The organism is Nocardioides sp. (assembly GCF_047606145.1).
Taxonomy (GTDB): Bacteria; Actinomycetota; Actinomycetes; order Propionibacteriales; family Nocardioidaceae; genus Nocardioides.
On sequence record NZ_JASGET010000100.1, the window covers coordinates 1 to 20,294 of the forward strand.

Consider the following 20,294-nt stretch of genomic DNA (forward strand, 5'->3'; position numbering starts at 1 on the left):
CTGGCCGGCGCGCGGCCGGCGACAGCTGACCGTGCGCTTCGGCGAGCCGCTGCTGCCCGGCGAGGGGGAGTCGGTGCGCGACTTCGCGCCCCGCGTCCGGGCCGGGGTGGCACGGTTGCTGGACGAGGACCAGACCGACTGGTACGCGGCGCTGCGCCGGGCCGCCTCCGGCGAGACGCCGGATCCCTCGGGTCCGGACATCGCGCGGTGGCGCCGGGTGTGGGCGTCGACGGTCTCCCCGGACATCGAGCCCGGCAAGATCCGCGCCTGGCGCAGGCGAGCGCACCCGAGGCTGGACGCCTGACCCGAGGGAGGCGTCGCCGTCGGGACGATCCAGCCCGGCCCAGACCGGCCCGGCGTGGCGAATCGAGGCGAGTAGGTGGCGAATAGGGTGAGCCCATGACGTCACCGGCCCCCACCCTCGCCGAGGTCATGGCGCTCCTGGACGAGTGGTACCCGCCGCACACGGCCGACGGCTGGGACGCCGTCGGCCTGGTGTACGGCGACCCTGCCGCCGAGGTGCGCAAGGTGATGTTCGCGGTGGACCCGGTCCAGTCGGTGGCCGAGGAGGCCGCCGGGTGGGGTGCCGACCTGTTGGTCGTCCATCATCCGCTCTTCCTCAAACCGGTGCACGGCGTCCCGGCCACCACGCCGAAGGGGCGGACGCTGGCCACCCTGGCGGCGGCCGGATGCGCGCTGCTGACCGCGCACACGAACGCGGACCAGGCGATCGGGGGAGTCTCGGAGTCGCTCGCGCTGGCGCTCGGCCTGACCGACCTGGCGCCGCTGGTCCCGGCCGCCACGAGCGCCGCGGCGACCGGCTACGACAAGCTCACCGTCTATGTGCCGAGCGAGCACGCCGAGGACCTGCGCCGGGCACTGGCGGCGGCCGGCGCCGGGCGACTGGGCGACTACGAGGCCGCGTCGTTCTCGTCCCCGGGCGAGGGGCGGTTCCGGCCGCTGCCGGGAGCCACCCCGAGGATCGGCCGGGTCGGCGATCTCGAGATCGTCGACGAGGTCCGGGTGGAGTGCCTGCTGCCGCGCCGGCTCCGCGGCCGGGTGATCGCCGCACTGCTCGCCACGCACCCCTACGAGGAGCCCGCCTACGACGTGGTCGAGCTGGCGCCGCTCGGTCCGGCCGCGCTCACCGGCACCGGCCGGGTCGGCGCCGTGGAGCCGACCACACTGGCCGGCTTCGCCGAGCGGGTCGCCGCGGCGCTGCCGGCCACCGCCGCCGGGATCCGGGTGGCCGGCGATCCCGAGCGACCGGTCACCCGGGTCGCATTGTGCGGCGGTGCGGGCGACTTCCTGCTCGATCAGCTGGCCACCAGCGACGCCGACGTGTACCTGACCAGCGACCTGCGGCACCATCCGGCGAGCGAGTTCCTCGACAAGGGCGGGCCGGCCCTGATCGACGTACCCCACTGGGCGGCCGAATGGACCTGGCTGCCGGTGGTGGCGCGGCGACTGCGTGAGGCGCTGTGCGAGGATCCGGAGCAGGACCGTGGCCGCGACCTGCCTGCGACCCGGGTGAGTACTCTCGTCACCGATCCCTGGACCCTTCGCCTGTAGGAGACCGCACTGAAAGCCGATCCCTTCGCGCAGCTCAAGCTGCTCGATCTCGCCGAACTCGATGCCCGCGCCCACCAACTGCGGCACCGTCGCGCCCACCTGCCCCAGGCGGCCGTCCTGGCCGAGCTCGCCGCGGACCGCACGCGGCTCGACGGCCAGGCGCGGGACGCCAGGATCGCCCGGGACGATCTCGAGCGCGCCCAGCGCAAGGCCGACGCCGACGTGGAGGCGGTCAAGGCCCGCCGCGCCCGCGACCAGCAGCGGATGGACTCCGGTGCGGTCGGCAACCCCAAGGACCTGGAGCGGATGCAGGGCGAGCTGGCCTCGCTCGAGCGGCGGATCTCGGTGCTCGAGGACGAGGAGCTCGAGGTGATGGAGCAGCTCGAGACGGCCCAGGACGCGTTGGCCGAGTTCGAGCGCCGGATCGCCGAGATCGACGAGAAGGCGCAGGTCGCGACCGCCGAGCAGACCGCTCAGCTCGCCGAGATCGACGCCCAGCTGGCCGAGATCGCGGCGGAGCGGGCGCCGGCCACCGAGCCGATCCCGGCCGACCTGCTCACGCTCTACGACCGGCTGCGGGAGCGCGAGGTGATCGGCGCCGCCGAGCTCCGCGCGCGTCAGTGCCAGGGCTGCATGCTCACCCTCGATCCGGCCGAGCTCGCCCGGATCCGCGGCCTGGCGCCGGACGAGGTGGTGCGCTGCGAGGAATGCTCCCGGATCCTGGTGCGGACCTCCGAGTCGGGGCTCTGAGCCTTGTCCGGTACGGCGGACGTGGCCGGTGGCATCCCGATGCGCGGCTGGTCACGCGACGCCGTACCGGGCACGACGCTGGTGGTGATCCGGCACGGCGTCACCAAGCACACCGCGGCCAAGCGCTTCTCCGGCGGACTGGGCGGCGACAACCCGCCGCTCTCCGAGGCGGGCCGCGCGCAGGTGAGCGCGACGGCCCGCTGGCTCGCGCCCACGCTGGTCGACCCGGCGGCGGTGGTGACCTCGCCGGTCCGACGCACGCGGGAGTCGGCCGAGATCGTCGCGGAGCTCCTCGGCCTGCCGATCGAGGAGGAGCCGGGGTTCGCCGAGACCGAGTTCGGGCAATGGGACGGACTCTCGATGGCCGAGGTGGCCGAACGCTATCCGGCGGACCTCGAGGCCTGGTACGCCTCACCCGAGATGGCGCCGCCCGGGGGCGAGTCGTTCGTGGCCGTCCGCGAGCGGGTGCTGGCGGGGCTGGACCGGACACTGGCCGCCCACCCGGGCCGGACGGTCGTCGTACTCAGCCATGTCACGCCGATCAAGCTGCTGGTCGCGCACGCGCTGAGCGCCCCGCTCTCCGCGCTCTACACCCTGGAGCTCTCGCCGGCCTCGGCCACCATCATGTCGTTCTACCCCGACCAGAACGCCTCGCTCCGGCTCTACAACGGCCTGCCGGCCCTGCCTGTCGCGGGAGCGGCGGGGCGCGGGGTCAGAGCTCGCTGACGATCACGTCCAGGCCGGTGCCGTTCTTCGTCGCCGGCCCGACCTCGACCCGCCACCCCAGCTCGGTGAGGACCGCGGCGAGCTCGGCCGGCGTGCGCGGCTGGGCGCCGGACTCCAGCAGCGCGCGCACGATCCGGCCCTTGGTGGCCTTGTTGAAGTGGCTGACCACCTTGCGGACGCCGCCGATCTCGTGCAGCACCCGCACGGTCGCGGTCCGCTCGGCCACCTCGGCGGCCCGCCAGAACGCCGCATAGGTGCCCGAGCGCAGGTCCACCAACAGCCCGGTGCCGAGTGCCTCGTGGACTCCGGGGCCGAGATGGCGCCGCCAATGGGCCTGCACCCCGCCGAGCTGCGGCAGGGCGGTGTCGCCGGAGAGCCGGTACGCCGGGATCCGTTCGGCCAGCCCGACCAGTCCGAAGAGGCTGCTGGTCACCTTGACCCGCCGCGCCGCGCGAGTCTTGGCCGCCGTGGACAGGCTGGCGGCGCCGAGCGCCTCGTAGAGCACCCCGGTGTAGACCCGGTCGGCGCGCGCGGTGGGGGAGGAGAGCAGATCGGCGTTGCGGTCGACCAGCTCCGGCTGGCTCTTGGGCACGCCGAGGATCTCGGCCGCCTTCGCGGGATCGGCTCGGCAGCACTCCACCAGCGCCTCGATCACCTCCTCGCGCGCCCGGGTCAACACCGGCAGGTCGAGCCCGGCCAGATCGAGCGGAGCGCCGCGACGTGGCGCGGTCTTGCCCTCCGAGGGCGGCAACAGGATGAGCACCAGCGGCCTCAGGCGAAGAGCTTGGAGCCGAAGTGGTTCCAGATCACCGCGAACAGCACCAGGTAGTGCGCGGCGATCACCAGCACGACGTACTCGTCGAAGCGGCGGGTGGGCAGTCCCGGGAGCCAGCGCCGCAGATTGTGGGAGGTCACCGACCAGAAGGTGGGGATCATCACCGCCCAGGTCACCATGCACCACGGGCAGAGCGCGTTCAGGTGGAAGATCGACTGGTACTGCAGCCAGCTCACCATCACGATGCCACCGGTCGCGCCCACCTGCAGCCCGATCCAGAACCAGGACGGCAACCGGCGCTGGGTGATCAGGGTGATCGCGAGCGCGCCGAGCGCGGACCACGCCACCACGCCGATCACCGGGTTCGGCACGTTGCCGAAGATCGAGGCCTGCGGGGTGTTGATCACGTTCCCGCAGCCCACGATCGGGTTGAGGTTGCACCCGAGCACGGGGCTCTTCCCGGCGGCGAGCTGCTCGAAGTAGGAGATCTTGTCCAGCACCAGCGAGGCGGCGGCATAGAGCCCGACGACGGCCGCGATCAGCAGCCAGACCGGCAGCACGAGCCCCTCACGGGTCGGATCGGGATGGCCGGTCGTCTGGTCCGTCTCGTCGAGGTCGTCCAGCCCGAGCTCATCCAGCTCGTCCTCGAGACCGTCCTCGAGATCGTCACTGTCGCTGCTCACCTGCCGCCTTCCTGTCGGACCGAGACCACCCTGGAGCTCGTCCTGGAGCCTACGGGGCCCGGCGACCCCGAGTCATCTAGGGTGCCGTCATGGTCGCGAGTCGAGTCCTCCGGGTCGGCCGAGCCGACGACGGTGTCGCGGGGCAGAGTCTGCGCGCGGGCATCGCCCAGATCCAGCGCGAGCTGGACGTGACCCCCGAGTTCCCTGCCGAGGTCGAGCGGGCCGCGGCCGCCGCGGCCGGGGCCGGCGCTGACGAGGGGTTGACCGGGGAGCGGGTGGACCGCACCGATCTGCCGTTGGTCACCGTCGACCCACCGGGGTCGATGGACCTCGACCAGGCGCTGCATCTGGCGCGCGACGGGGACGGCTACCTGGTGCACTACGCGATCGCCGACGTGGCCGCCTTCGTCGCACCGGGCGGTCCGGTCGACGCCGAGGCGCACCGGCGCGGCGAGACGCTCTACGGCGCCGACTCGAAGATCCCGCTGCACCCCACGGCACTCTCCGAGGACGCGGCGTCGCTGCTGCCGGACCGGACCCGGCCGGCGCTGTTGTGGACCCTCGCCCTGGACGCCACCGGCGAGCTCGTCGACACCCGGGTGGAACGCGCCACGGTCCGCTCGATCGCCCGGCTCGACTACGCCGGCGTACAGCGGATGGTCGACGCCGGCCGGTTCGACGGCGCCTACGCGGACTCGTTGGCTCTCTTCGAGACCATCGGCGAGCTGCGGCTGGCGAAGGAGGCCGAGCGCGGCGGCGTCGATCTTCCGCTGCCCGACCAGGAGATCGAGGTGGCCGGGGACCGGTGGAGTCTGAGCTACCGCCGGATGCTGCCGGTCGAGCGGTGGAACGCCCAGCTCTCGCTGCTCACCGGGTTCGGCGCCGCGACGCTGATGACCCGGGCCAAGGTCGGCGTGCTGCGCACCCTGCCGGACCCGGACCCACGCGACATCGCCCGGTTGCACCGCACCGCCGTCGCGCTCGGCATCGCTTGGCCGGACGACCAGCCCTATCCGGCGTTCATCCGCTCGCTGGACCCGGCTCGGGCCGATCACGCCGCGATGGCGTCGGCCTGCACTCGCCTGCTGCGCGGCAGTGGGTACGCCGCGTTCGACGGCTCGCTGCCGGCGCTGACCCGGCACAGCGCGTTGGCCGCGGAGTACGCGCACGTCACCGCGCCGCTGCGACGGCTGGTCGACCGGTACGCCGGCGAGGTCTGCGTCGCGCTCTGCGCCGGGGTGTCGGTGCCGACCTGGGTGACCGACGCGTTCGCCACCCTGCCGGAGACGATGAGCGCCTCCGGGAGGCAGGCCGGCGCCTACGAACGTGCGGTGGTCAACCTGGTCGAGGCCGGCGTACTGGCGCCACGGGTGGGGGAGCGCTTCTCGGGCGCGATCGTCGAGGTCGCCGAGAAGGAGCCGACCCGGGGGTCGGTGACGGTGCAGGAACCCGCGGTGGAGGCCGCGGTGCGCGGCGCGAAGCCGCTGGACCTGGGCACCGAGGTCGAGGTCACCCTGGTCACCGCGGACGTGGCCAGCCGCACCGTCGCCTTCGAGCTGCGCTAGGCGCGCCCGTCCCGGCGCGCCTCCGGGCGGGCTGCCGGGTGACCTCGGCGCATGCCAAGATGGCGCGCGTGAGCCTCACCCGCTTCGACGGCAAGACCGCGATCGTCACCGGGGCCAGCCGTGGCATCGGCCTGGCCATCGCCCACCGACTGCGTGCCGAGGGCGCCGACGTGGTCCTCACCGCACGCAGACCCGAGACGCTCGACGAGGCGGTCGAGGCCCTGGGTCCCGAGCATGCCCTGGGTGTGGCGGGTCGCGCCGACGATGCCGAGCACCAGGCGGACACCGTCGCGCAGGCGATCGAGCGGTTCGGCAGCGTGGACCTGCTGGTCAACAACGCCGGCATCAACCCGTCCTACGGACCGCTGCTCGGCCTCGACCCGGAGGCGGCCCGCAAGACCGTCGAGGTCAACGCGCTGGCGCCGCTGCGTTGGATCAGGCAGGCGCACGAGGCCTGGATGGCCGAGCACGGCGGCGCGGTGGTCAACGTCGCCTCGGCGGCCGGGATCACGCCGGCCCCGGGCATCGCCTTCTACGGTGCGACCAAGGCGATGCTGATCCATCTCACCGCCGAGCTGGCGGTCGAGCTCGGCCCCGGCGTCCGGGTCAACGCGGTCGCGCCGGCGGTGGTCAAGACCAGCTTCGCCACCGTGTTGTACGACGGCCGGGAGGAGCAGGTCGCGGCCGGCTACCCGCTCCGCCGGCTCGGCGTGCCCACCGACGTGGCCGGCGCGACCGCGTTCCTGCTCTCCGACGACGCCGACTGGATCACCGGGCAGTGCCTGGCCATCGACGGCGGGCTGACCGTGTCCGGTGGGATCGGGTGACCCCGGTGGGCACGCTCGGTCCGGCACCGCCCGGCACCGCCCGGTCGCGTCAGTCGCGTCAGTCGCGTCAGTCGCGTCAGTCGTGCGGCCAGTCGGTCAGGTCGTCGTACTCCCCGGGGTGCCGCCTGATCCAGGCGGCGACGTACGGACAGCTCGGCACGATCCGCTTGCCCGCCGCCCGGACGTCGGCGAGCGCGAAGCCGACCAGCCCGGAGGCCAGGCCCCGGCCGTGGTGGGTCGGATCGATCTCGGTGTGGACGACGTCCACGTGGGTCGGATCGGGGAGGCGGTACTGGGCGAAGCCGGCGACCTCGTCGCCGAGACGGACCTCGTAGCGCCCTCGGTCGGGGACGTGCGCATAGCTGGGCTCGGGCTCGTCGCTCACCTTGGCTCCTCGGATCCGTCCGGCCGGTTCGCTCGCCGGCTGCCTCAGGCCCACGGTAGCTCCGATGGCCGGTAGCTCCGATGGCCGGTGCGCCCACCGCACCTCGGCGGGCTCGACTCGCCGCCGCTGCCGCCCGGACGGGCCGTATATGACCGGAGAGTAACTTCGGTCGTCGTACCCCGTTGGACTTGTGACGTGTGCCACCGAGGATCGGGAGTGAGGGCGGCATGAGCAGCATGAGCGGACGGTTCGGCAGGGCGCTGCGGGCAGCGATGATCGGCGTGAGTGCGTTGAGTGTGCCGACCGCGCTCACCGTTCCGGCCGCGGCGGCGGGGACCAGCGTGCCGACGGGTGTGACGACCGGCGTCGCGACCGCCTCGCCACACGACGCGTTCTACCGCTACACCGGCGCCAAGCCGTTGCGAAGCATCGCGGTCGGCACGGTGCTCAAGACCCGCACGGTCGACTATCACGTCGAGGGCGTCTCGCTGCCGCTCGAGACCGAGCAGCTGCTGTATCGGACCGAGAACGCCCTGGGCCGGCCGGCGGTCAACGTGACGACGGTGATCCGGCCGCTGGTGCAGGCCGGCTCGGACCCGACGGTCGTCTCCTACCAGTCCTTCTACGACTCGCTCAGCCCGGCCGACGAGCCGTCGGTGGCGATCGCGGGCGGTCAGAGCCTGGGCGGCGCGGTGACGAACGTGGAGACGGTGCTGTTCGCGCCGATGCTGCTCGCCGGGGCGACCATCGTGATCACCGACACCGAGGGGCAAGGAGCCGACTTCGCCGCCGGGCCGGAGTACGGGACCGTCACCCTCGATGCCCTGCGCGCGGTCTCGCGGTCGACGGTCACCGGGGTCGGCTCGTCGTCCCCGATCGGGCTGATCGGCTACTCCGGCGGTGCGATCGCGAGCGAGTGGGCCGCCGAGCAGGCGCCGACGTACGCCCCGGGGATCGCGAAGCGGATCGTCGGCACCGCCATCGGCGGCGTACTCGTCGAGCCGGCGCACAACCTGCACTACGTCGAGGGGTCGACGGTGTGGGCCGGCGTCGCGCCGATGGCACTGATCGGGATCGCGCGCAGCTACCACATCGATCTGACTCCGTACCTGAGCGCCTATGGCAAGCGGGTGATGGCGCGGATGGACCAGGCGCCCATCGCCGAGGTGCTCGGCGCCTATCCGGGCCTGACCTGGAAGCAGCTGGCCAAGCCGGCCTACCCGACTCCGGAGAGCGTGCCGGTCTACGTGCGGGTGGCCAACAGGCTGATCATGGGCACGGCGGGTACGCCGAGTGCGCCGATGTTCATCGGCCAGGGCAGTGGTGGCGAGCTGGAGGGCACCTCGGGCGGCAAGGCCGGGATCGGCGCCGGTGACGGCGTCATGATCGCGGGCGATGTGCGCACGCTGGCGCGGGAGTACTGTGCGCGCGGCGTCACCGTGAAGTACCAGTCCTACCCGCTGTCGCACTTCACCTCGGCCGTCACCTGGCTGCCGCAGGCCACCGCCTGGCTGGAGGCCCGTTTCGCCGGCGTCACCGCGCCCAGCAGCTGTGGCTCGATCCCGGCAGGGAACGGACTGGAGCCGATCTCGGTGCAGCGGTAGCGCGACTCGCTGCGGGCCGCGGCGTCTCCGCATCGCCGGGCGGGCCACGAGCAACCAGATCGTTGCTCGGTTTACCTGCGTGTTACCCGCGTGGTCGGATACCGTCGAACGAGCCAGGCGCGCGTCCCCCGCATTTCATGCGCCCGGCGTTCGTGTCCCCACCACACGGGATCGCCCCGGTCGTGCCCCGATGAGGCACCGAGGGCCGGGGCGATCGGACCGGTGAGGCAAGATCCTGGCCGCCTCGATCGGACATCGAGGAGATCCTCGAGCTCGTCGTGGAGAACGCCGTACTCGTCGGAGACAACGCCGTACTCGTCGACGGGGACATCGGCGTTGCGCTCGACCGTTGCACGAGCGCCGGCGCATCTTAAGAGACGCACTCCGCCGTACAGCGGTGACGGCCTGGCAGGTAGCTCCGATCGGACTGTCGGGGCTTTCGATGCCTGAGGGGTCGCGAGGCGCCGGCCACTGAGGCATTCTCTAGTAAGTCACTTGACTTTAAACAACAGGAGAACCCGTGACCGTCGAGACACCCACCACCGCCGACTCGCTTGCCGCATGGGGCCCTCGCCCGGCGACCTCCGCCGAGTGGATCGAGCGCGCCCGCCAGGTCGCCACCGAGCTGGCGGTCGACGCCGTCGCTCGCGATCGGGCCAATCAACCGCCCTACGCCGAGGTCGAACTGCTCAGGGACTCCGGCCTGGTGACGCTGCTCGGCCCCATCGAGCACGGTGGCGCCGGTGAGAACTGGACCACCGCGTTGCGGGTGGTCCGCGCCGTCTCGGCCGGCGACGGCTCCATCGGCCAGCTCCTCGGCTACCACTACCTGTGGGCATGGGCGGCGCGTCTGGTCGCCACCCCCGAGCAGATCGCAGCGGTGGAGGAGCAGGCGACGAAGGAGCGGTGGTTCTTCGGCGGTGCCGTCAACCCGCGCGACTCCGACCTGGTGATCACCGAGGAGGGCGACGAGCTCGTCTTCACCGGCGAGAAGTCCTTCTCGACCGGGGGACGGGTCGCCGACGCGACCGTGCTGGAGGGCGTGATCGAGGGCACCGACAAGCACGTGTTCGCGATCGTCCCGACCAAGCAGCCGGGGATCCGGTTCAAGGGCGACTGGGACGCCCTCGGGCAGCGCCTGACCGAAAGCGGTGGCGTCGTCGTCGACCGCGTCCGCGTGCCGTGGGCCGCCGCGGCGGGCTACGTCGAGCAGGACGGCGAGCACGTCTTCGTGCCCCGGGTCTACAACACCCTCAACGTGCCGTTGATCCAGATCATCTTCGCCAACATGTATCTCGGCATCGCCGAGGGCGCCCTCGCCACCGCGGCGACCTACACCCGGGAGAAGACGCGGCCCTGGCCCTACACCCCGGACCTTAAGCAGAAGGCGACCGAGGAGTTCCACGTCCTGGAGACCTACGGTGATCTGCGCTCGAAGCTGTGGGCCGTGGAGGCCCTCACCGACCGGGCCGCGGTCCTGATCGAGGCGATCAACGCCCATGCCGACACCGTGACGCCCGACGAGCGTGGTGAGGCAGAGGTGGTGATCGCTGCGGCCAAGCAGGTCGCGATCGACACGGGCCTCGAGATCGGCACCCGCATCTACGAGGTCACCGGCGCGCGGGCCACCGCCAGCTCCGTCGGGCTCGACATCTTCTGGCGCAACATCCGCACCCACAGCCTGCATGACCCGATCGCACACAAGCGTGCCGAAGTAGGTCGCTACGTCCTGCTCGACGAGCTGCCCGAGCCGTCCTGGTACACCTGAGAAAGCATGGTGGGAGCCCCGGATCCGGGGTGCGCGACGGAGTGCGGAGTGCAGCTGGATCGACCCGGATGCCGGCGTGCGGGTCGGGTGGGTACGGGTGGATTGGTTGAATGCGGGCATGGAGTGGGGCCGTCACGAAGCAGAGCGGGCGTCACCGGATCGGTTCCGGGTGACGGTGGACGGCGAGATCTTTCAGGTGGAGTACGACGAGGCACAGCCCGGCGCGTACCACTACACCCGACTCACCGGGCCCGCGGTCGGATACGGGTTCACCAGTCGCCGCTCCGACCGCGGGACGAGCACCACACGTGAGCACGTCGCGGCGATTCGCTCCTTCCTTGAGGCGGTCGATCCCAGGACCGGCTACCTCGAAGACGAGTCCGATGACGGCGACGGCGGGCCTGGCGCCTGACCACGAAACGCCGGCGCGCGGCGGAGGCCGTCTCGTGGTCAGACCTGGCCTCGGCCGGGTTCATGGTCACCGCAGGTGGAAGAATCCGAAGAAAACAAGAAACACTATTGACTTACTAGACAAAGCGGTTCGATTTTGCCACCCTGACGGACATGCCCCCTCGCGACCTCGCCCTCGACCGCGCTCCGGATCCCTCTCCTCACCTGCACCTAGCCGTCGCCCTTGATGGTGCCGGCTGGCATCCCGCCGCCTGGCGCGAGCCCGACGCTCGGCCGGAGGCGCTGCTGACGCCGTCGTACTGGACCGATCTCGTGCGCCAGGCTGAGGGCGGACTGCTCGACCTGGTCACCATCGAGGACGGTCTCGCTCTCCAGAGCGAGTCGTCGTCCCACGATGATCATCGCATCGACCGGGTACGCGGCCGACTGGATGCGGTGCTCATCGCGGCCAGGGTGGCGCCGGCCACCCGGCGGATCGGGCTGGTGCCGACGGCCATCGTGACCCACACCGAACCGTTCCACCTCTCGAAGGCGATCGCGACGCTGGACTACGCCGCTGCCGGTCGTGCCGGCGTACAGGTACGCATCAGCGGTCGTGCCGACGAGGCGGCGCACTTCGGCCGCCGCACGATCACCCCGTTCACCGCCGCCGACCGGGCGGACCTCGAGCGCCCCGACGTACGCGCCCGCCTCGCGGACGCCTTCGCCGAGGCCGCCGACTACGTCGAGGTCCTGCGCCGGCTGTGGGACAGTTGGGAGGACGACGCCGAGATCCGTGACGTCACGACCGGCCGGTTCGTCGACCGCGACAAGCTGCACTACATCGACTTCGAGGGCCGCTTCTTCTCGGTCAAGGGTCCCTCGATCACCCCTCGTCCGCCACAGGGTCAGCCGATCGTGGCGGCCCTCGGGCGCACCCAGATCCCGTACGAGTTCATCGCATCCTGTGCCGACCTTGGTTTCGTCACGCCGCACTCCGCCGAGGAGGCCGCCGGGACCGTGACTCGGATCCGCGCAGCCCAGGCCGGCACCGGTCGCAGCCACATACCCGGTCTCTTCGCCGACATCCTGGTCTTTCTGGAGGAGGATGCGGCCGCCGCCCGCGGGCGGTTGTCCCGGCTCGACGACCTTGCCGGCCGCGAGTTCGCCTCCGACGCAGAGATCTTCGCCGGCACGCCGACCGAGCTCGCCGACCTGCTGCAGGCCTGGCAGGCCGTAGGACTGGCCGGCTTCCGGCTCCGGCCGGGCACCCTGCCGTACGACCTGACCCAGATCACCGAGGGCCTGGTCCCGGAACTGCAGCGCCGCGGAGCGTTCCGCGCCGCGTACGACGCCGGCACGTTGCGCGGCCACCTCGGCCTGGCGCGCCCCGTCAACCGCTACGCAGCGACCGCCTGACACCGACCACGAAGGATCCCGATGCCTACTCCGCACAAGCCGCGCAAGCAGGTCCACCTCGCCGCTCACTTCCCGGGCGTCAACAACACCACCGTGTGGAGCGACCCGGCCGCGGGCAGCCACATCGAGTTCGACAGTTTCCGGCACTTCGCCGAAACCGCCGAACGCGGCATGTTCGACTTCATGTTCCTCGCCGAGGGCTTGCGGTTGCGCGAGCAGAACGGGCGGATCTACGACCTGGACGTCGTCGGCCGTCCCGACACGTTCACGGTCCTGGCCGCGCTCGCTGCAGTCACCGACCATCTCGGCCTGACCGGCACGATCAACTCGACGTTCAACGAGCCGTACGAGGTCGCACGCCAGTTCGCCACCCTGGACCATCTCTCCTCTGGCCGCGCGGCGTGGAACGTCGTGACGAGCTGGGACTCCTTCACCGGTGAGAACTTCCGCCGTGGCGGATATCTCCCGCAGGACGAGCGCTACGAGCGCGCGCGGAACTTCCTCGCCACCGCGACCACACTCTGGGACTCCTGGCGCGGCGACGAGATCCTCGCCGACAAGCGGAGCGGACGGTTCCTGGCCGACTCGACAACCGGCGCCGAGGCGGGAGCCTTCACCCGGCACGACAAGCACTTCGACATCGAGGGCCGCTTCAACGTTCCGCGCAGCCCCCAAGGCAGACCGGTGATCTTCCAGGCGGGGGAGTCCGACCAGGGCCGCGAGTTCGCCGCGGCCGGCGCGGACGCGATCTTCTCCCGTTACAGCCAGTACGACGAGGGACGGGCGTTCTACGACGACGTCAAGGGCCGGCTGGCGAGGTACGGCCGCTCGCGCGAGGAGCTTCTGATCCTGCCGGCGGCCACCTTCGTCCTCGGCGACACCGAGCAGGAGGCGGCCGACGCGGCGCGGGAGATCCGGCTGCAGCAGGTCTCGCCGGCGACCGCGATCAGGTTCCTGGAGCAGTTGTGGAACACCGATCTGTCCGACCACGACCCCGACGGGCCGCTGCCAGGCTTCGATCCGGTCGAGACCGACGTCGACGGCCTGTTCGCCCAGGGCCGTGCGAGCGTACGGCGCCACCGTGAGCGTCTCGAGACGGCGCAAGAGTGGCGCGCCAAGGCGGACGCCGAGGGGCTGACCATCCGGGAGCTGATCATCGAGGTGACCGGCCGCCAGGCATTCGTCGGAACCCCGCAGACCGTGGCTGAGACGATCGATCGGTTCGTCCAGGACGACGTGTGCGACGGCTTCATCCTCGTCCCGCACCTCACCCCCGGTGGCCTGGATCCGTTCGTCGACCGGGTCGTTCCGATCCTGCAGGAGCTCGGAGCCCATCGCACGGCGTACGCCGGTGCCACGCTGCGCGACCACCTCGGGCTCGCGCCGCTGCCGGTCCCGCGAACGGGCATCACCGATCGGGCGGCGGTGAGTGCATGAGGACGCCGCTGTCGGTGCTGGACCTCGTCCCGATCCCCTCGGGGCAGACTCCGAGTCAGGCGCTGCGCAACTCTGTCGACCTCGCCCAGGCCACCGAACGGGCCGGCTACGCCCGTTACTGGTTCGCCGAGCACCACCTGAACCCCGGCGTGGGTGGCACCTCGCCAGCCGTCGTCCTGGCCCTGACTGCGGCTGCCACCACCTCGATCCGGCTGGGCTCAGGAGCGGTTCAGATGGGCCACCGTACGGCGCTGGCGACGGTGGAGGAGTTCGGCCTGCTCGACGCGATCCACCCCGGACGCTTCGACCTCGGCCTCGGTCGCTCGGGTGGTCGCGCGCCCGCGGAGAGGGCGGGGGCCCGCCACCCGCATGTGGTCGAGGGCCGGACGGAGAACGGTCTGCGCATCCCGGAGCCCTTCAGCTACCGGCACCTGCTGGGGTCGCCTCGGTTCGCGCTCCAGAAACGACTACTGCAGCTGCCCGGCGCCGAGGCGCCGTGCTACGCCGAGCAGGTGGGCGACATCCTCGACCTGCTGGCCGGCACGTACACCTACGCCGGCGAGGAGGCTCACGTCGTCCCGGGTGAGGGCGCCGACCTCGAGGTCTGGGTCCTCGGCAGCAGTCGGGGCGAGTCCGCCGAGGTCGCCGGTGCCCGTGGCCTGCGGTTCGGTGCGAACTACCATGTCAGCCCCGCGACGGTGCTTGACGCGGTCGAGGCCTATCGGGCCGCGTTCCGGCCTTCCGCCGAGCTGGCGGACCCGTACGTCATGGTGAGTGCCGATGTCGTCGTTGCCGAGGACGAGGACAGCGCCCGCGAGCTCGCCGCCGGTTACCGCCTGTGGGTGCGTGGGATCCGTACCGCCGAGGGCGCCATCCCGTTTCCGACGCCCGAGGAGGCGCGGGCGCACTCCTGGACCGCGGAGGATCAGACGCTGGTGGCCGACCGGGTCGAGACCCAGTTCGTCGGTACGCCGGCCCAGGTCGCCGAGCAGCTCGAGGTGCTTCGCGACGCGACTGGGGCCGACGAGCTGCTGATCACCACCATCACCCATGACCACGCGGACCGGGTCCACTCCTACGAGCTGCTCGCCAAGGAGTGGTCACAGAGATGAGCACCACCTTCGAGCGGGTCCCGAGCCTTGAGCATCGCGCGAGTGACGACGTCCTGGTCGGCACCCGGCTGGCGGGACGGCGCAAGCCGGGTCAGTGGCTGGCGGCTGCCGTGGTGCTCGTCGTCGCGGCCGGAGTCCTCGCCAGCGTCTTCACCAACCCGCACTTCCAGTGGGATGTGGTGCGCTACTTCTTGTTCCGGCCCTCGATCATGCGCGGCCTGCTGACCACGGTGTGGCTGACCGCGGCGGTGGTGGTCAGTGGATATGTCCTCGGCATCGTGGTCGCGGTCATGCGGATTTCGCGGAACCCGGTGCTGTCCGGCGTCAGCTTCGTCTTCGTCTGGTTCTTCCGTTCGGTGCCGCCCCTGGTGCAGCTGCTGCTCTGGTACAACCTCTCCTCGCTCTACCCCTCGATCCCGCTGGGCTTCACCACGATCCACACGGCCCACCTCTTCTCGGGGTTGATGGCGGCTTACATCGGCCTGACCATCGACGTCGCCGCGTTCAGTGCGGAGATCGTCCGTGGCGGCCTGCTCTCGGTCGATCACGGCCAGACCGAGGCGGCCAAGTCGCTCGGGCTTGGCCGAAGTCGGATCTTCTGGCGGATCGTCCTGCCGCAGGCGATGCCGGCGATCATCCCCGCCAGCGGCAACATGGTGATCGGCATGTTGAAGGCGACCTCGATCATCAGCGTGCTGGCCGTTCACGACCTGCTCTACAGCGTGCAGCTGATCTACACCCAGAACTACCTGATCATCCCGCTGTTGCTGGTCGCGACCACCTGGTACGTCATCCTGACCACGTTGCTGTCGATCGGCCAGTTCTATATCGAGCGGCACTACGCCCGCGGCCGGGGGACCCCGGCCACCGGCGGGGAGTGGGGGCGGATCGTCTGGCAGGGCGTGAGCCGTGGCCTGCGGATCCGCCCGAGGCGAGCGGCGGCGCAGGCATGAGGTCCGACACCGGCCCGGACGTCAGGCCGGACGCCAGCGCGCTGGTGCGCGTCCGCGGCCTGACGAAGCGCTTCGGCTTGCAGACCGTCCTCAATGGCATCGACCTGGATGTGGCGCGCGGCTCGGTGACCGTCATCCTCGGTCCGTCCGGCTCAGGCAAGTCCACGCTGTTGCGCTGCCTCAACCACCTCGAGAAGCCGGACGGCGGCCTGGTCGAGCTCGACGGAGAGATCATCGGTTATCGCCCGGACGGTCACGTTCTCCGTGAGCTCGCCGACAAGGCGGTCACCCGACAGCGTCAGCGCATCGGCATGGTCTTCCAGCAGTTCAACCTGTTCCCGCACAAGACCGTGCTCGACAACATCGTCGAGGGCCAGCTGGTCGCCGGCGTACGCCGGAAGCCCGCCGAGGCGCGAGCCAGCGAGTTGTTGGCTCGGGTCGGCCTGGCCGGGCGCGAGCACGCCTACCCGCGGCAGCTCAGCGGCGGACAGCAGCAGCGTGTGGCGATCGCTCGGGCGATCGCCAACCAACCCGAGCTGCTCCTCTTCGATGAGCCGACCAGCGCCCTGGACCCCGAGATGGTCGGGGAGGTGCTCGGCGTCATGAAGGACCTCGCCGCCAGTGGCATGACGATGATCGTGGTCACCCACGAGATCGGGTTCGCCCGCGAGGCGGCCGACCAGGTGGTCTTCCTCGACGGCGGTGTCGTTGTCGAGGCTGGCCCACCGGCCGACGTACTCCTCAATCCTCGCCACTCGCGAGCCCGCGAGTTCGTCTCTGCCGTCCTGTGACGGCCCGCACGTCACCCCCACGATCGAAGGAAGATCTCGTGAAGCTCCTCAAGCCTGTCCTGGCCCCTGTCCTGGCCCCTGTCCTGGCCCCTGTCCTGGCGCTGGTCGCGTCGTTCACCCTTGCGGCCTGCAACAGCTCCGACACGCTCAGCGCCTCCGACCAGCGGGTCGGCTCGACCCCGTCATCGACGGGGAGTACGGCCGCCGCATCCTCGACCGCGATCCCGACCACGGACGTCGTCTCGGCGGTCAAGGAGGTCGCCAAGCTCCACGCCGAACTTCCTGCCGCAATCAGATCGAGCGGCGTCATCACCCTGGGCACGACCGAGGCGACCGGTAGCTCCGGCCTGCCGCACAGCGGATCGGACGCCAGCGGCACCCAGATCGGGCTCGATGTCGACCTGCGCAACGCGGTGGCGAAGGTGCTCGGTGTGCAGTGGAAGGTGTCGTACGGCAGCTTCGAGACGATCGTGCCGGGTACGCAAAGCGGCAAGTACGACGTGGGTCAGGACAACTTCGCGGTCACCAGTGAACGGCTGGCCGTGGTCGACTTCGCCACCTATCTGACCGACGGGCAGGGCTTCGTCGCCGGCGCGGACAGCTCCCTGGACAAGGTCACCAAGCTGACCGACATCTGCGGCCACACGGTGTCCACGATCGCTGGGTCCAGCTTCCAGGAGATCCTCCGGGCCGGTGTGGACGAGTGCGCGAAGGCCGGTCTCGATGCCTACAAGACGAAGTACTTCAGCGACACCTCCTCGGTCATCCTCGGCTTGCAGAACGGTCGGACGGATCTTTACTTCGGCCCGACGCTCGGCGACGAGTACCTCGTTGCGCACCAGCCGAACCTGAAATTCCTCGGTCAGGTGAGTTCCACCGATGTTGGGTTCGTGACCGCCAAGGGTTCCTCGCTGGCCCACGTTCTGGTCGCTGCGGTCAACGAGCTCATCGCCGATGGGGAGTACGCGAAGATCTTCGCCAAGTGGGACCTCGCCGGCGCCGGGATCGACAAGTCCGAGTTCGACCCCAAGCCGACCTTCTGAGGCTGCGGATACCGCGGAGCACCATGAGATTTCAGATCCTCGACATCATCCCACACCAGAAGAACCCGGTGACCGGACGCGAGATCAACGTCGACGAGCGCCTCTCGCAGGCACTGATCTCGGCCCGCTACGCCGAGGAGTTCGGTTTCGACGCCGTCGCGATCGGCGAGCGGCACGCGGGTCATTTCATCTCCAGCGGCATCACGGTGCTACTCGGCGCGATCGCCGCCACGACCAACCGGGTCCGAATCCAGACCGGCGTCACCGTGCTCTCCGTCCTCGATCCGCTCCGGGTCGCCGAAGACTACGCGACCCTCGACCAGCTCTCCCGTGGTCGCGTCGAACTCACCATCGGCAAGGGCAACGAACTGCGCCAGTTGCCGATGTTCGGCATCGAGCCGGGGAAGCAGTGGGATGCCCTCGCCGAGAAGTACGCACTGCTGCGGAGGTTGTGGCGTGAGGAGTCGGTCACCTGGTCCGGGCGGTTCCGCCCACCCCTGGCGGAGGTCACCAGCCTTCCGCGGCCGTACGCCGGCGCACCCCGTGTCTGGCACGGCTCGGCCACCACCGAGACCTCCGCGCTTCTGGCGGGTCGGTGGGGCGACCCACTCTTCAGCGCCAATGCGATCCAGCCGCGGGACAACTACACCCGGCTGATCGACATCTATCGGCAGGCGTACGTCGAGCACGGCCACGACCCACGCTTCGCCTACGTCGGTGCGGGCGCCGGCTTCCTCTACCTCGCCGACACCACCCAGGAGGCGAAGGCCGCCTTCGGCGAGACCTACGAGCGGATGGTCGCCTTCTTCAACCAGCCGGGCAACCATACTCCGGGCAACGAGTTCACCTTCGGCACCATCGAGGACGCGATCGACCTCGGTCCGGTCCTGGTCGGCAGTCCGCGGCAGATCGCGGAGAAGCTGCTGTGGTGGCACGACGCCTTCGGCCACGATCTGCAGTCGTTCAGCTTGCCCACGGTGCTCCCGCACGAGCAACAACTCGAGATGCTCGGGCGGCTCGCGAGCGAGGTGCTTCCGGTCGTACGTGCGGCCGCGCCGACAACGCTCTGGACGGCCGAGGATCCGTACGGCGCTCGGCCGGCCGTCCACGGCCGCGCGGTGTCCGACGCGGCCGCCGAAGTAGAGAAGGCGGGGAGACACGAGATGGGTCGACCGTCTTGATTCGCTCCGAGGACGCCGGGCTTCCCTGAGTGTCGGACCGGCTCACCGCGCCGGCAAGGTGCGCGCGGCCGGTCAGAGGTTCTGGCCGACACCAGCGCCACCATGCCTGGCAGATCGCCGCCATGAAGGTCGGCGCCGATGCCCCACGACCGGCGGCACTACTTCGCCTCTGTCCGGATCCGCGGCCGTCAGTCGAAAGGTGCTCCAGGCGCGCCTGCGGCCACAAGAACGCGGCCGGGACACCTACGGACACCCGGTGGCGGGGGAGACCGCGCTCCCGGTCCTTGATGGAGGTCGAGCTCGGCGGCATGGACGCGGCGCCTGCCGAGAGTTCCTCTGATGCTGCGTCGGACAGTGATCGGCCAGTAGTCGCCCAGCGAGCCCTTTGAAGGTGAAATGCCAGGTCAGACCGGGTAGTGCGGACGGGTCGGCCTGTAGCCGGGGAGAGGCCTCGACTTTCACCTGATCCCGACATTCGAGGCCGCTACGCTTGAGGAAGCGAGGAGGTCTGTTGCGATGACTGCTATGGCGATCGAACCAGAGCCGGTGCCCTTGGTCCGAGACCAGGCCGGCCGCCTGATGGTGCCCGGCACCCGCATCTCTCTCGACGTCCTGGTGGCCGCCTTCAAGCGGGGCAAGACCCCCGAGGCGATCCATGACGCCTACGAGACGGTGTCACTCGCCGATGTCTACGCGATCTTCACCTACTACCTGCGTCACCGCGTCGAGGTTGATGCCTACCTCGCCGAGCAGGAGCGCGAAGACGTCGCGACCCAGGCGCGGATCGAGGCCGAGCACCCGCTCAACGCGAGGCTTCGCGCCACGTTGCTGGCGCGGTCGGACACGTGAGCCCACGGTTCCTGGCCGACGAGAACATCGACCCCGACGTTGTCCTGGGTCTTCGGCGTCGAGTCGACGACGTCGACATCGTCCGAGTACAAGACGTCGGGCTACGCTCCCTCGATGATCCCGAGATCCTGCAGCAGTGTGCGCACCTGCAGTTCAGGACGCTGATCGAGTCACTCTCCGACGAGCGGCTAGGTACGACCGGCTCCCTGTGCGGGGACACCCGACCGACGGACTGTAAGTCCGTTGCGAAAGCTCGGACCTGACTCGTGCCACTTGATGGCTGATCGGTGACGACACCGGTGTCTTCGCAGGGGGCATCCCGGGTGCGCTGGTGTCGCCGCTCGTCGGTAGGGCGACTGGCCTGGCCACGGCCAGCACTGAGGGCGATGGATCGAGGCCCGCAGTTTGACGGCCGTGAACGAGCGGTTGTGACGCTGTTGCGTCACGTCAAGATGCCCGGAACG

Annotated in this window: 20 protein-coding genes and 1 pseudogene; 18 read left to right on the forward strand and 3 right to left on the reverse strand. The window is 70.5% G+C overall.

Features of this window, described 5'->3' with window-relative positions:
* From QM638_RS12345 to QM638_RS12360, 4 genes and pseudogenes are all read left to right on the forward strand, one after another.
* Nucleotides 1-304: pseudogene (locus QM638_RS12345) on the forward strand (1-acyl-sn-glycerol-3-phosphate acyltransferase); the annotation flags it as partial.
* Nucleotides 305-399: 95 nt separating this feature from the next.
* The gene (locus QM638_RS12350; RefSeq protein WP_415142279.1) at nucleotides 400-1,572 is read left to right on the forward strand and encodes a Nif3-like dinuclear metal center hexameric protein; all 1,173 of its coding nucleotides are present in this window, start codon (nucleotides 400-402) and stop codon (nucleotides 1,570-1,572) included.
* 222 nt (nucleotides 1,573-1,794) lie between these two features.
* Nucleotides 1,795-2,322 (forward strand): zinc ribbon domain-containing protein, encoded by a 528-nt coding sequence (locus QM638_RS12355; protein ID WP_415142280.1) that lies wholly within the window; start codon nucleotides 1,795-1,797, stop codon nucleotides 2,320-2,322.
* Between the two features lie 3 nt (nucleotides 2,323-2,325).
* The gene (locus QM638_RS12360; RefSeq protein WP_415142281.1) at nucleotides 2,326-3,048 is read left to right on the forward strand and encodes a histidine phosphatase family protein; all 723 of its coding nucleotides are present in this window, start codon (nucleotides 2,326-2,328) and stop codon (nucleotides 3,046-3,048) included.
* Here QM638_RS12360 and yaaA read toward each other — a convergent pair.
* Nucleotides 3,035-3,811, reverse strand: coding sequence for a peroxide stress protein YaaA (gene yaaA / locus QM638_RS12365; RefSeq protein ID WP_415142282.1), 777 nt, complete (start codon nucleotides 3,809-3,811; stop codon nucleotides 3,035-3,037). The two genes, QM638_RS12360 and yaaA, sit on opposite strands and share 14 nt — an antisense overlap.
* 8 nt (nucleotides 3,812-3,819) lie before the next feature.
* Nucleotides 3,820-4,506 carry a vitamin K epoxide reductase family protein gene (locus QM638_RS12370; protein WP_415142283.1) on the reverse strand — a complete coding sequence of 229 codons (687 nt, stop codon included), beginning with the start codon at nucleotides 4,504-4,506 and terminating at the stop codon, nucleotides 3,820-3,822.
* Between the two features lie 89 nt (nucleotides 4,507-4,595).
* Here QM638_RS12370 and QM638_RS12375 point away from each other — a divergent pair, with 89 nt between their 5' ends.
* Together QM638_RS12375 and QM638_RS12380 are read left to right on the forward strand one after the other, a co-directional pair.
* Nucleotides 4,596-6,071 (forward strand): RNB domain-containing ribonuclease, encoded by a 1,476-nt coding sequence (locus tag QM638_RS12375; RefSeq protein WP_415142284.1) that lies wholly within the window; start codon nucleotides 4,596-4,598, stop codon nucleotides 6,069-6,071.
* A 59-nt stretch (nucleotides 6,072-6,130) separates the two neighbouring features.
* A complete protein-coding gene (locus tag QM638_RS12380; RefSeq protein WP_415142285.1) occupies nucleotides 6,131-6,898 on the forward strand; it encodes an SDR family oxidoreductase in 768 nt (255 codons plus the stop codon).
* 76 nt (nucleotides 6,899-6,974) lie between these two features.
* On the opposite strand, the gene QM638_RS12385 is transcribed toward QM638_RS12380, so the two are convergent.
* Nucleotides 6,975-7,283: a GNAT family N-acetyltransferase gene (locus QM638_RS12385; RefSeq protein ID WP_415142286.1), complete on the reverse strand. Its 309-nt coding sequence runs from the start codon at nucleotides 7,281-7,283 to the stop codon at nucleotides 6,975-6,977.
* A gap of 227 nt (nucleotides 7,284-7,510) precedes the next feature.
* On the opposite strand from QM638_RS12385, the gene QM638_RS12390 reads away from it, so the two are divergent.
* From QM638_RS12390 to QM638_RS12445, 12 genes are all read left to right on the forward strand, one after another.
* A complete protein-coding gene (locus tag QM638_RS12390) occupies nucleotides 7,511-8,887 on the forward strand; it encodes a lipase family protein (protein WP_415142287.1) in 1,377 nt (458 codons plus the stop codon).
* A gap of 520 nt (nucleotides 8,888-9,407) precedes the next feature.
* Nucleotides 9,408-10,655, forward strand: a complete 1,248-nt coding sequence (locus tag QM638_RS12395; protein WP_415142288.1) for an acyl-CoA dehydrogenase family protein — start codon at nucleotides 9,408-9,410, stop codon at nucleotides 10,653-10,655.
* Between the two features lie 118 nt (nucleotides 10,656-10,773).
* Complete coding sequence (locus QM638_RS12400) at nucleotides 10,774-11,067, forward strand: hypothetical protein (protein WP_415142289.1); 294 nt, start codon at nucleotides 10,774-10,776, stop codon at nucleotides 11,065-11,067.
* A gap of 152 nt (nucleotides 11,068-11,219) precedes the next feature.
* Nucleotides 11,220-12,464 carry an LLM class flavin-dependent oxidoreductase gene (locus tag QM638_RS12405; RefSeq protein WP_415142290.1) on the forward strand — a complete coding sequence of 415 codons (1,245 nt, stop codon included), beginning with the start codon at nucleotides 11,220-11,222 and terminating at the stop codon, nucleotides 12,462-12,464.
* 21 nt (nucleotides 12,465-12,485) lie between these two features.
* Nucleotides 12,486-13,901: an NtaA/DmoA family FMN-dependent monooxygenase gene (locus QM638_RS12410; protein ID WP_415142291.1), complete on the forward strand. Its 1,416-nt coding sequence runs from the start codon at nucleotides 12,486-12,488 to the stop codon at nucleotides 13,899-13,901.
* Nucleotides 13,898-15,013 (forward strand): LLM class flavin-dependent oxidoreductase, encoded by a 1,116-nt coding sequence (locus tag QM638_RS12415; protein WP_415142292.1) that lies wholly within the window; start codon nucleotides 13,898-13,900, stop codon nucleotides 15,011-15,013. The genes QM638_RS12410 and QM638_RS12415 overlap by 4 nt, the downstream gene beginning before the upstream one ends.
* The gene (locus QM638_RS12420) at nucleotides 15,010-15,966 is read left to right on the forward strand and encodes an amino acid ABC transporter permease (protein ID WP_415142293.1); all 957 of its coding nucleotides are present in this window, start codon (nucleotides 15,010-15,012) and stop codon (nucleotides 15,964-15,966) included. Before QM638_RS12415 ends, QM638_RS12420 begins: the two co-directional genes overlap by 4 nt.
* On the forward strand, nucleotides 15,963-16,757 hold the full coding sequence (locus tag QM638_RS12425) for an amino acid ABC transporter ATP-binding protein (RefSeq protein WP_415142294.1): 795 nt from the start codon (nucleotides 15,963-15,965) through the stop codon (nucleotides 16,755-16,757). The genes QM638_RS12420 and QM638_RS12425 overlap by 4 nt, the downstream gene beginning before the upstream one ends.
* A gap of 38 nt (nucleotides 16,758-16,795) precedes the next feature.
* The gene (locus tag QM638_RS12430) at nucleotides 16,796-17,800 is read left to right on the forward strand and encodes a transporter substrate-binding domain-containing protein (RefSeq protein ID WP_415142295.1); all 1,005 of its coding nucleotides are present in this window, start codon (nucleotides 16,796-16,798) and stop codon (nucleotides 17,798-17,800) included.
* A gap of 23 nt (nucleotides 17,801-17,823) precedes the next feature.
* Nucleotides 17,824-18,981 carry an LLM class flavin-dependent oxidoreductase gene (locus tag QM638_RS12435; RefSeq protein ID WP_415142296.1) on the forward strand — a complete coding sequence of 386 codons (1,158 nt, stop codon included), beginning with the start codon at nucleotides 17,824-17,826 and terminating at the stop codon, nucleotides 18,979-18,981.
* Between the two features lie 525 nt (nucleotides 18,982-19,506).
* Nucleotides 19,507-19,830 carry a DUF433 domain-containing protein gene (locus tag QM638_RS12440; protein ID WP_415142297.1) on the forward strand — a complete coding sequence of 108 codons (324 nt, stop codon included), beginning with the start codon at nucleotides 19,507-19,509 and terminating at the stop codon, nucleotides 19,828-19,830.
* Complete coding sequence (locus QM638_RS12445; protein WP_415142298.1) at nucleotides 19,827-20,093, forward strand: DUF5615 family PIN-like protein; 267 nt, start codon at nucleotides 19,827-19,829, stop codon at nucleotides 20,091-20,093. Before QM638_RS12440 ends, QM638_RS12445 begins: the two co-directional genes overlap by 4 nt.
* Nucleotides 20,094-20,294 lie beyond the last annotated feature (201 nt).

Excerpts from the sequence above, each read along its gene's own strand:
- QM638_RS12350 (WP_415142279.1), top strand. The coding sequence starts at position 400 with ATGACGTCACCGGCCCCCACCCTCGCCGAGGTCATGGCGCTCCTGGAC.
- QM638_RS12375 (WP_415142284.1), top strand. The coding sequence starts at position 4,596 with ATGGTCGCGAGTCGAGTCCTCCGGGTCGGCCGAGCCGACGACGGTGTC.
- QM638_RS12380 (WP_415142285.1), top strand. The coding sequence starts at position 6,131 with ATGGCGCGCGTGAGCCTCACCCGCTTCGACGGCAAGACCGCGATCGTC.
- QM638_RS12390 (WP_415142287.1), top strand. The coding sequence starts at position 7,511 with ATGAGCAGCATGAGCGGACGGTTCGGCAGGGCGCTGCGGGCAGCGATG.
- QM638_RS12400 (WP_415142289.1), top strand. The coding sequence starts at position 10,774 with ATGGAGTGGGGCCGTCACGAAGCAGAGCGGGCGTCACCGGATCGGTTC.
- QM638_RS12405 (WP_415142290.1), top strand. The coding sequence starts at position 11,220 with ATGCCCCCTCGCGACCTCGCCCTCGACCGCGCTCCGGATCCCTCTCCT.
- QM638_RS12410 (WP_415142291.1), top strand. The coding sequence starts at position 12,486 with ATGCCTACTCCGCACAAGCCGCGCAAGCAGGTCCACCTCGCCGCTCAC.
- QM638_RS12415 (WP_415142292.1), top strand. The coding sequence starts at position 13,898 with ATGAGGACGCCGCTGTCGGTGCTGGACCTCGTCCCGATCCCCTCGGGG.
- QM638_RS12420 (WP_415142293.1), top strand. The coding sequence starts at position 15,010 with ATGAGCACCACCTTCGAGCGGGTCCCGAGCCTTGAGCATCGCGCGAGT.
- QM638_RS12425 (WP_415142294.1), top strand. The coding sequence starts at position 15,963 with ATGAGGTCCGACACCGGCCCGGACGTCAGGCCGGACGCCAGCGCGCTG.
- QM638_RS12435 (WP_415142296.1), top strand. The coding sequence starts at position 17,824 with ATGAGATTTCAGATCCTCGACATCATCCCACACCAGAAGAACCCGGTG.
- QM638_RS12440 (WP_415142297.1), top strand. The coding sequence starts at position 19,507 with ATGGCGATCGAACCAGAGCCGGTGCCCTTGGTCCGAGACCAGGCCGGC.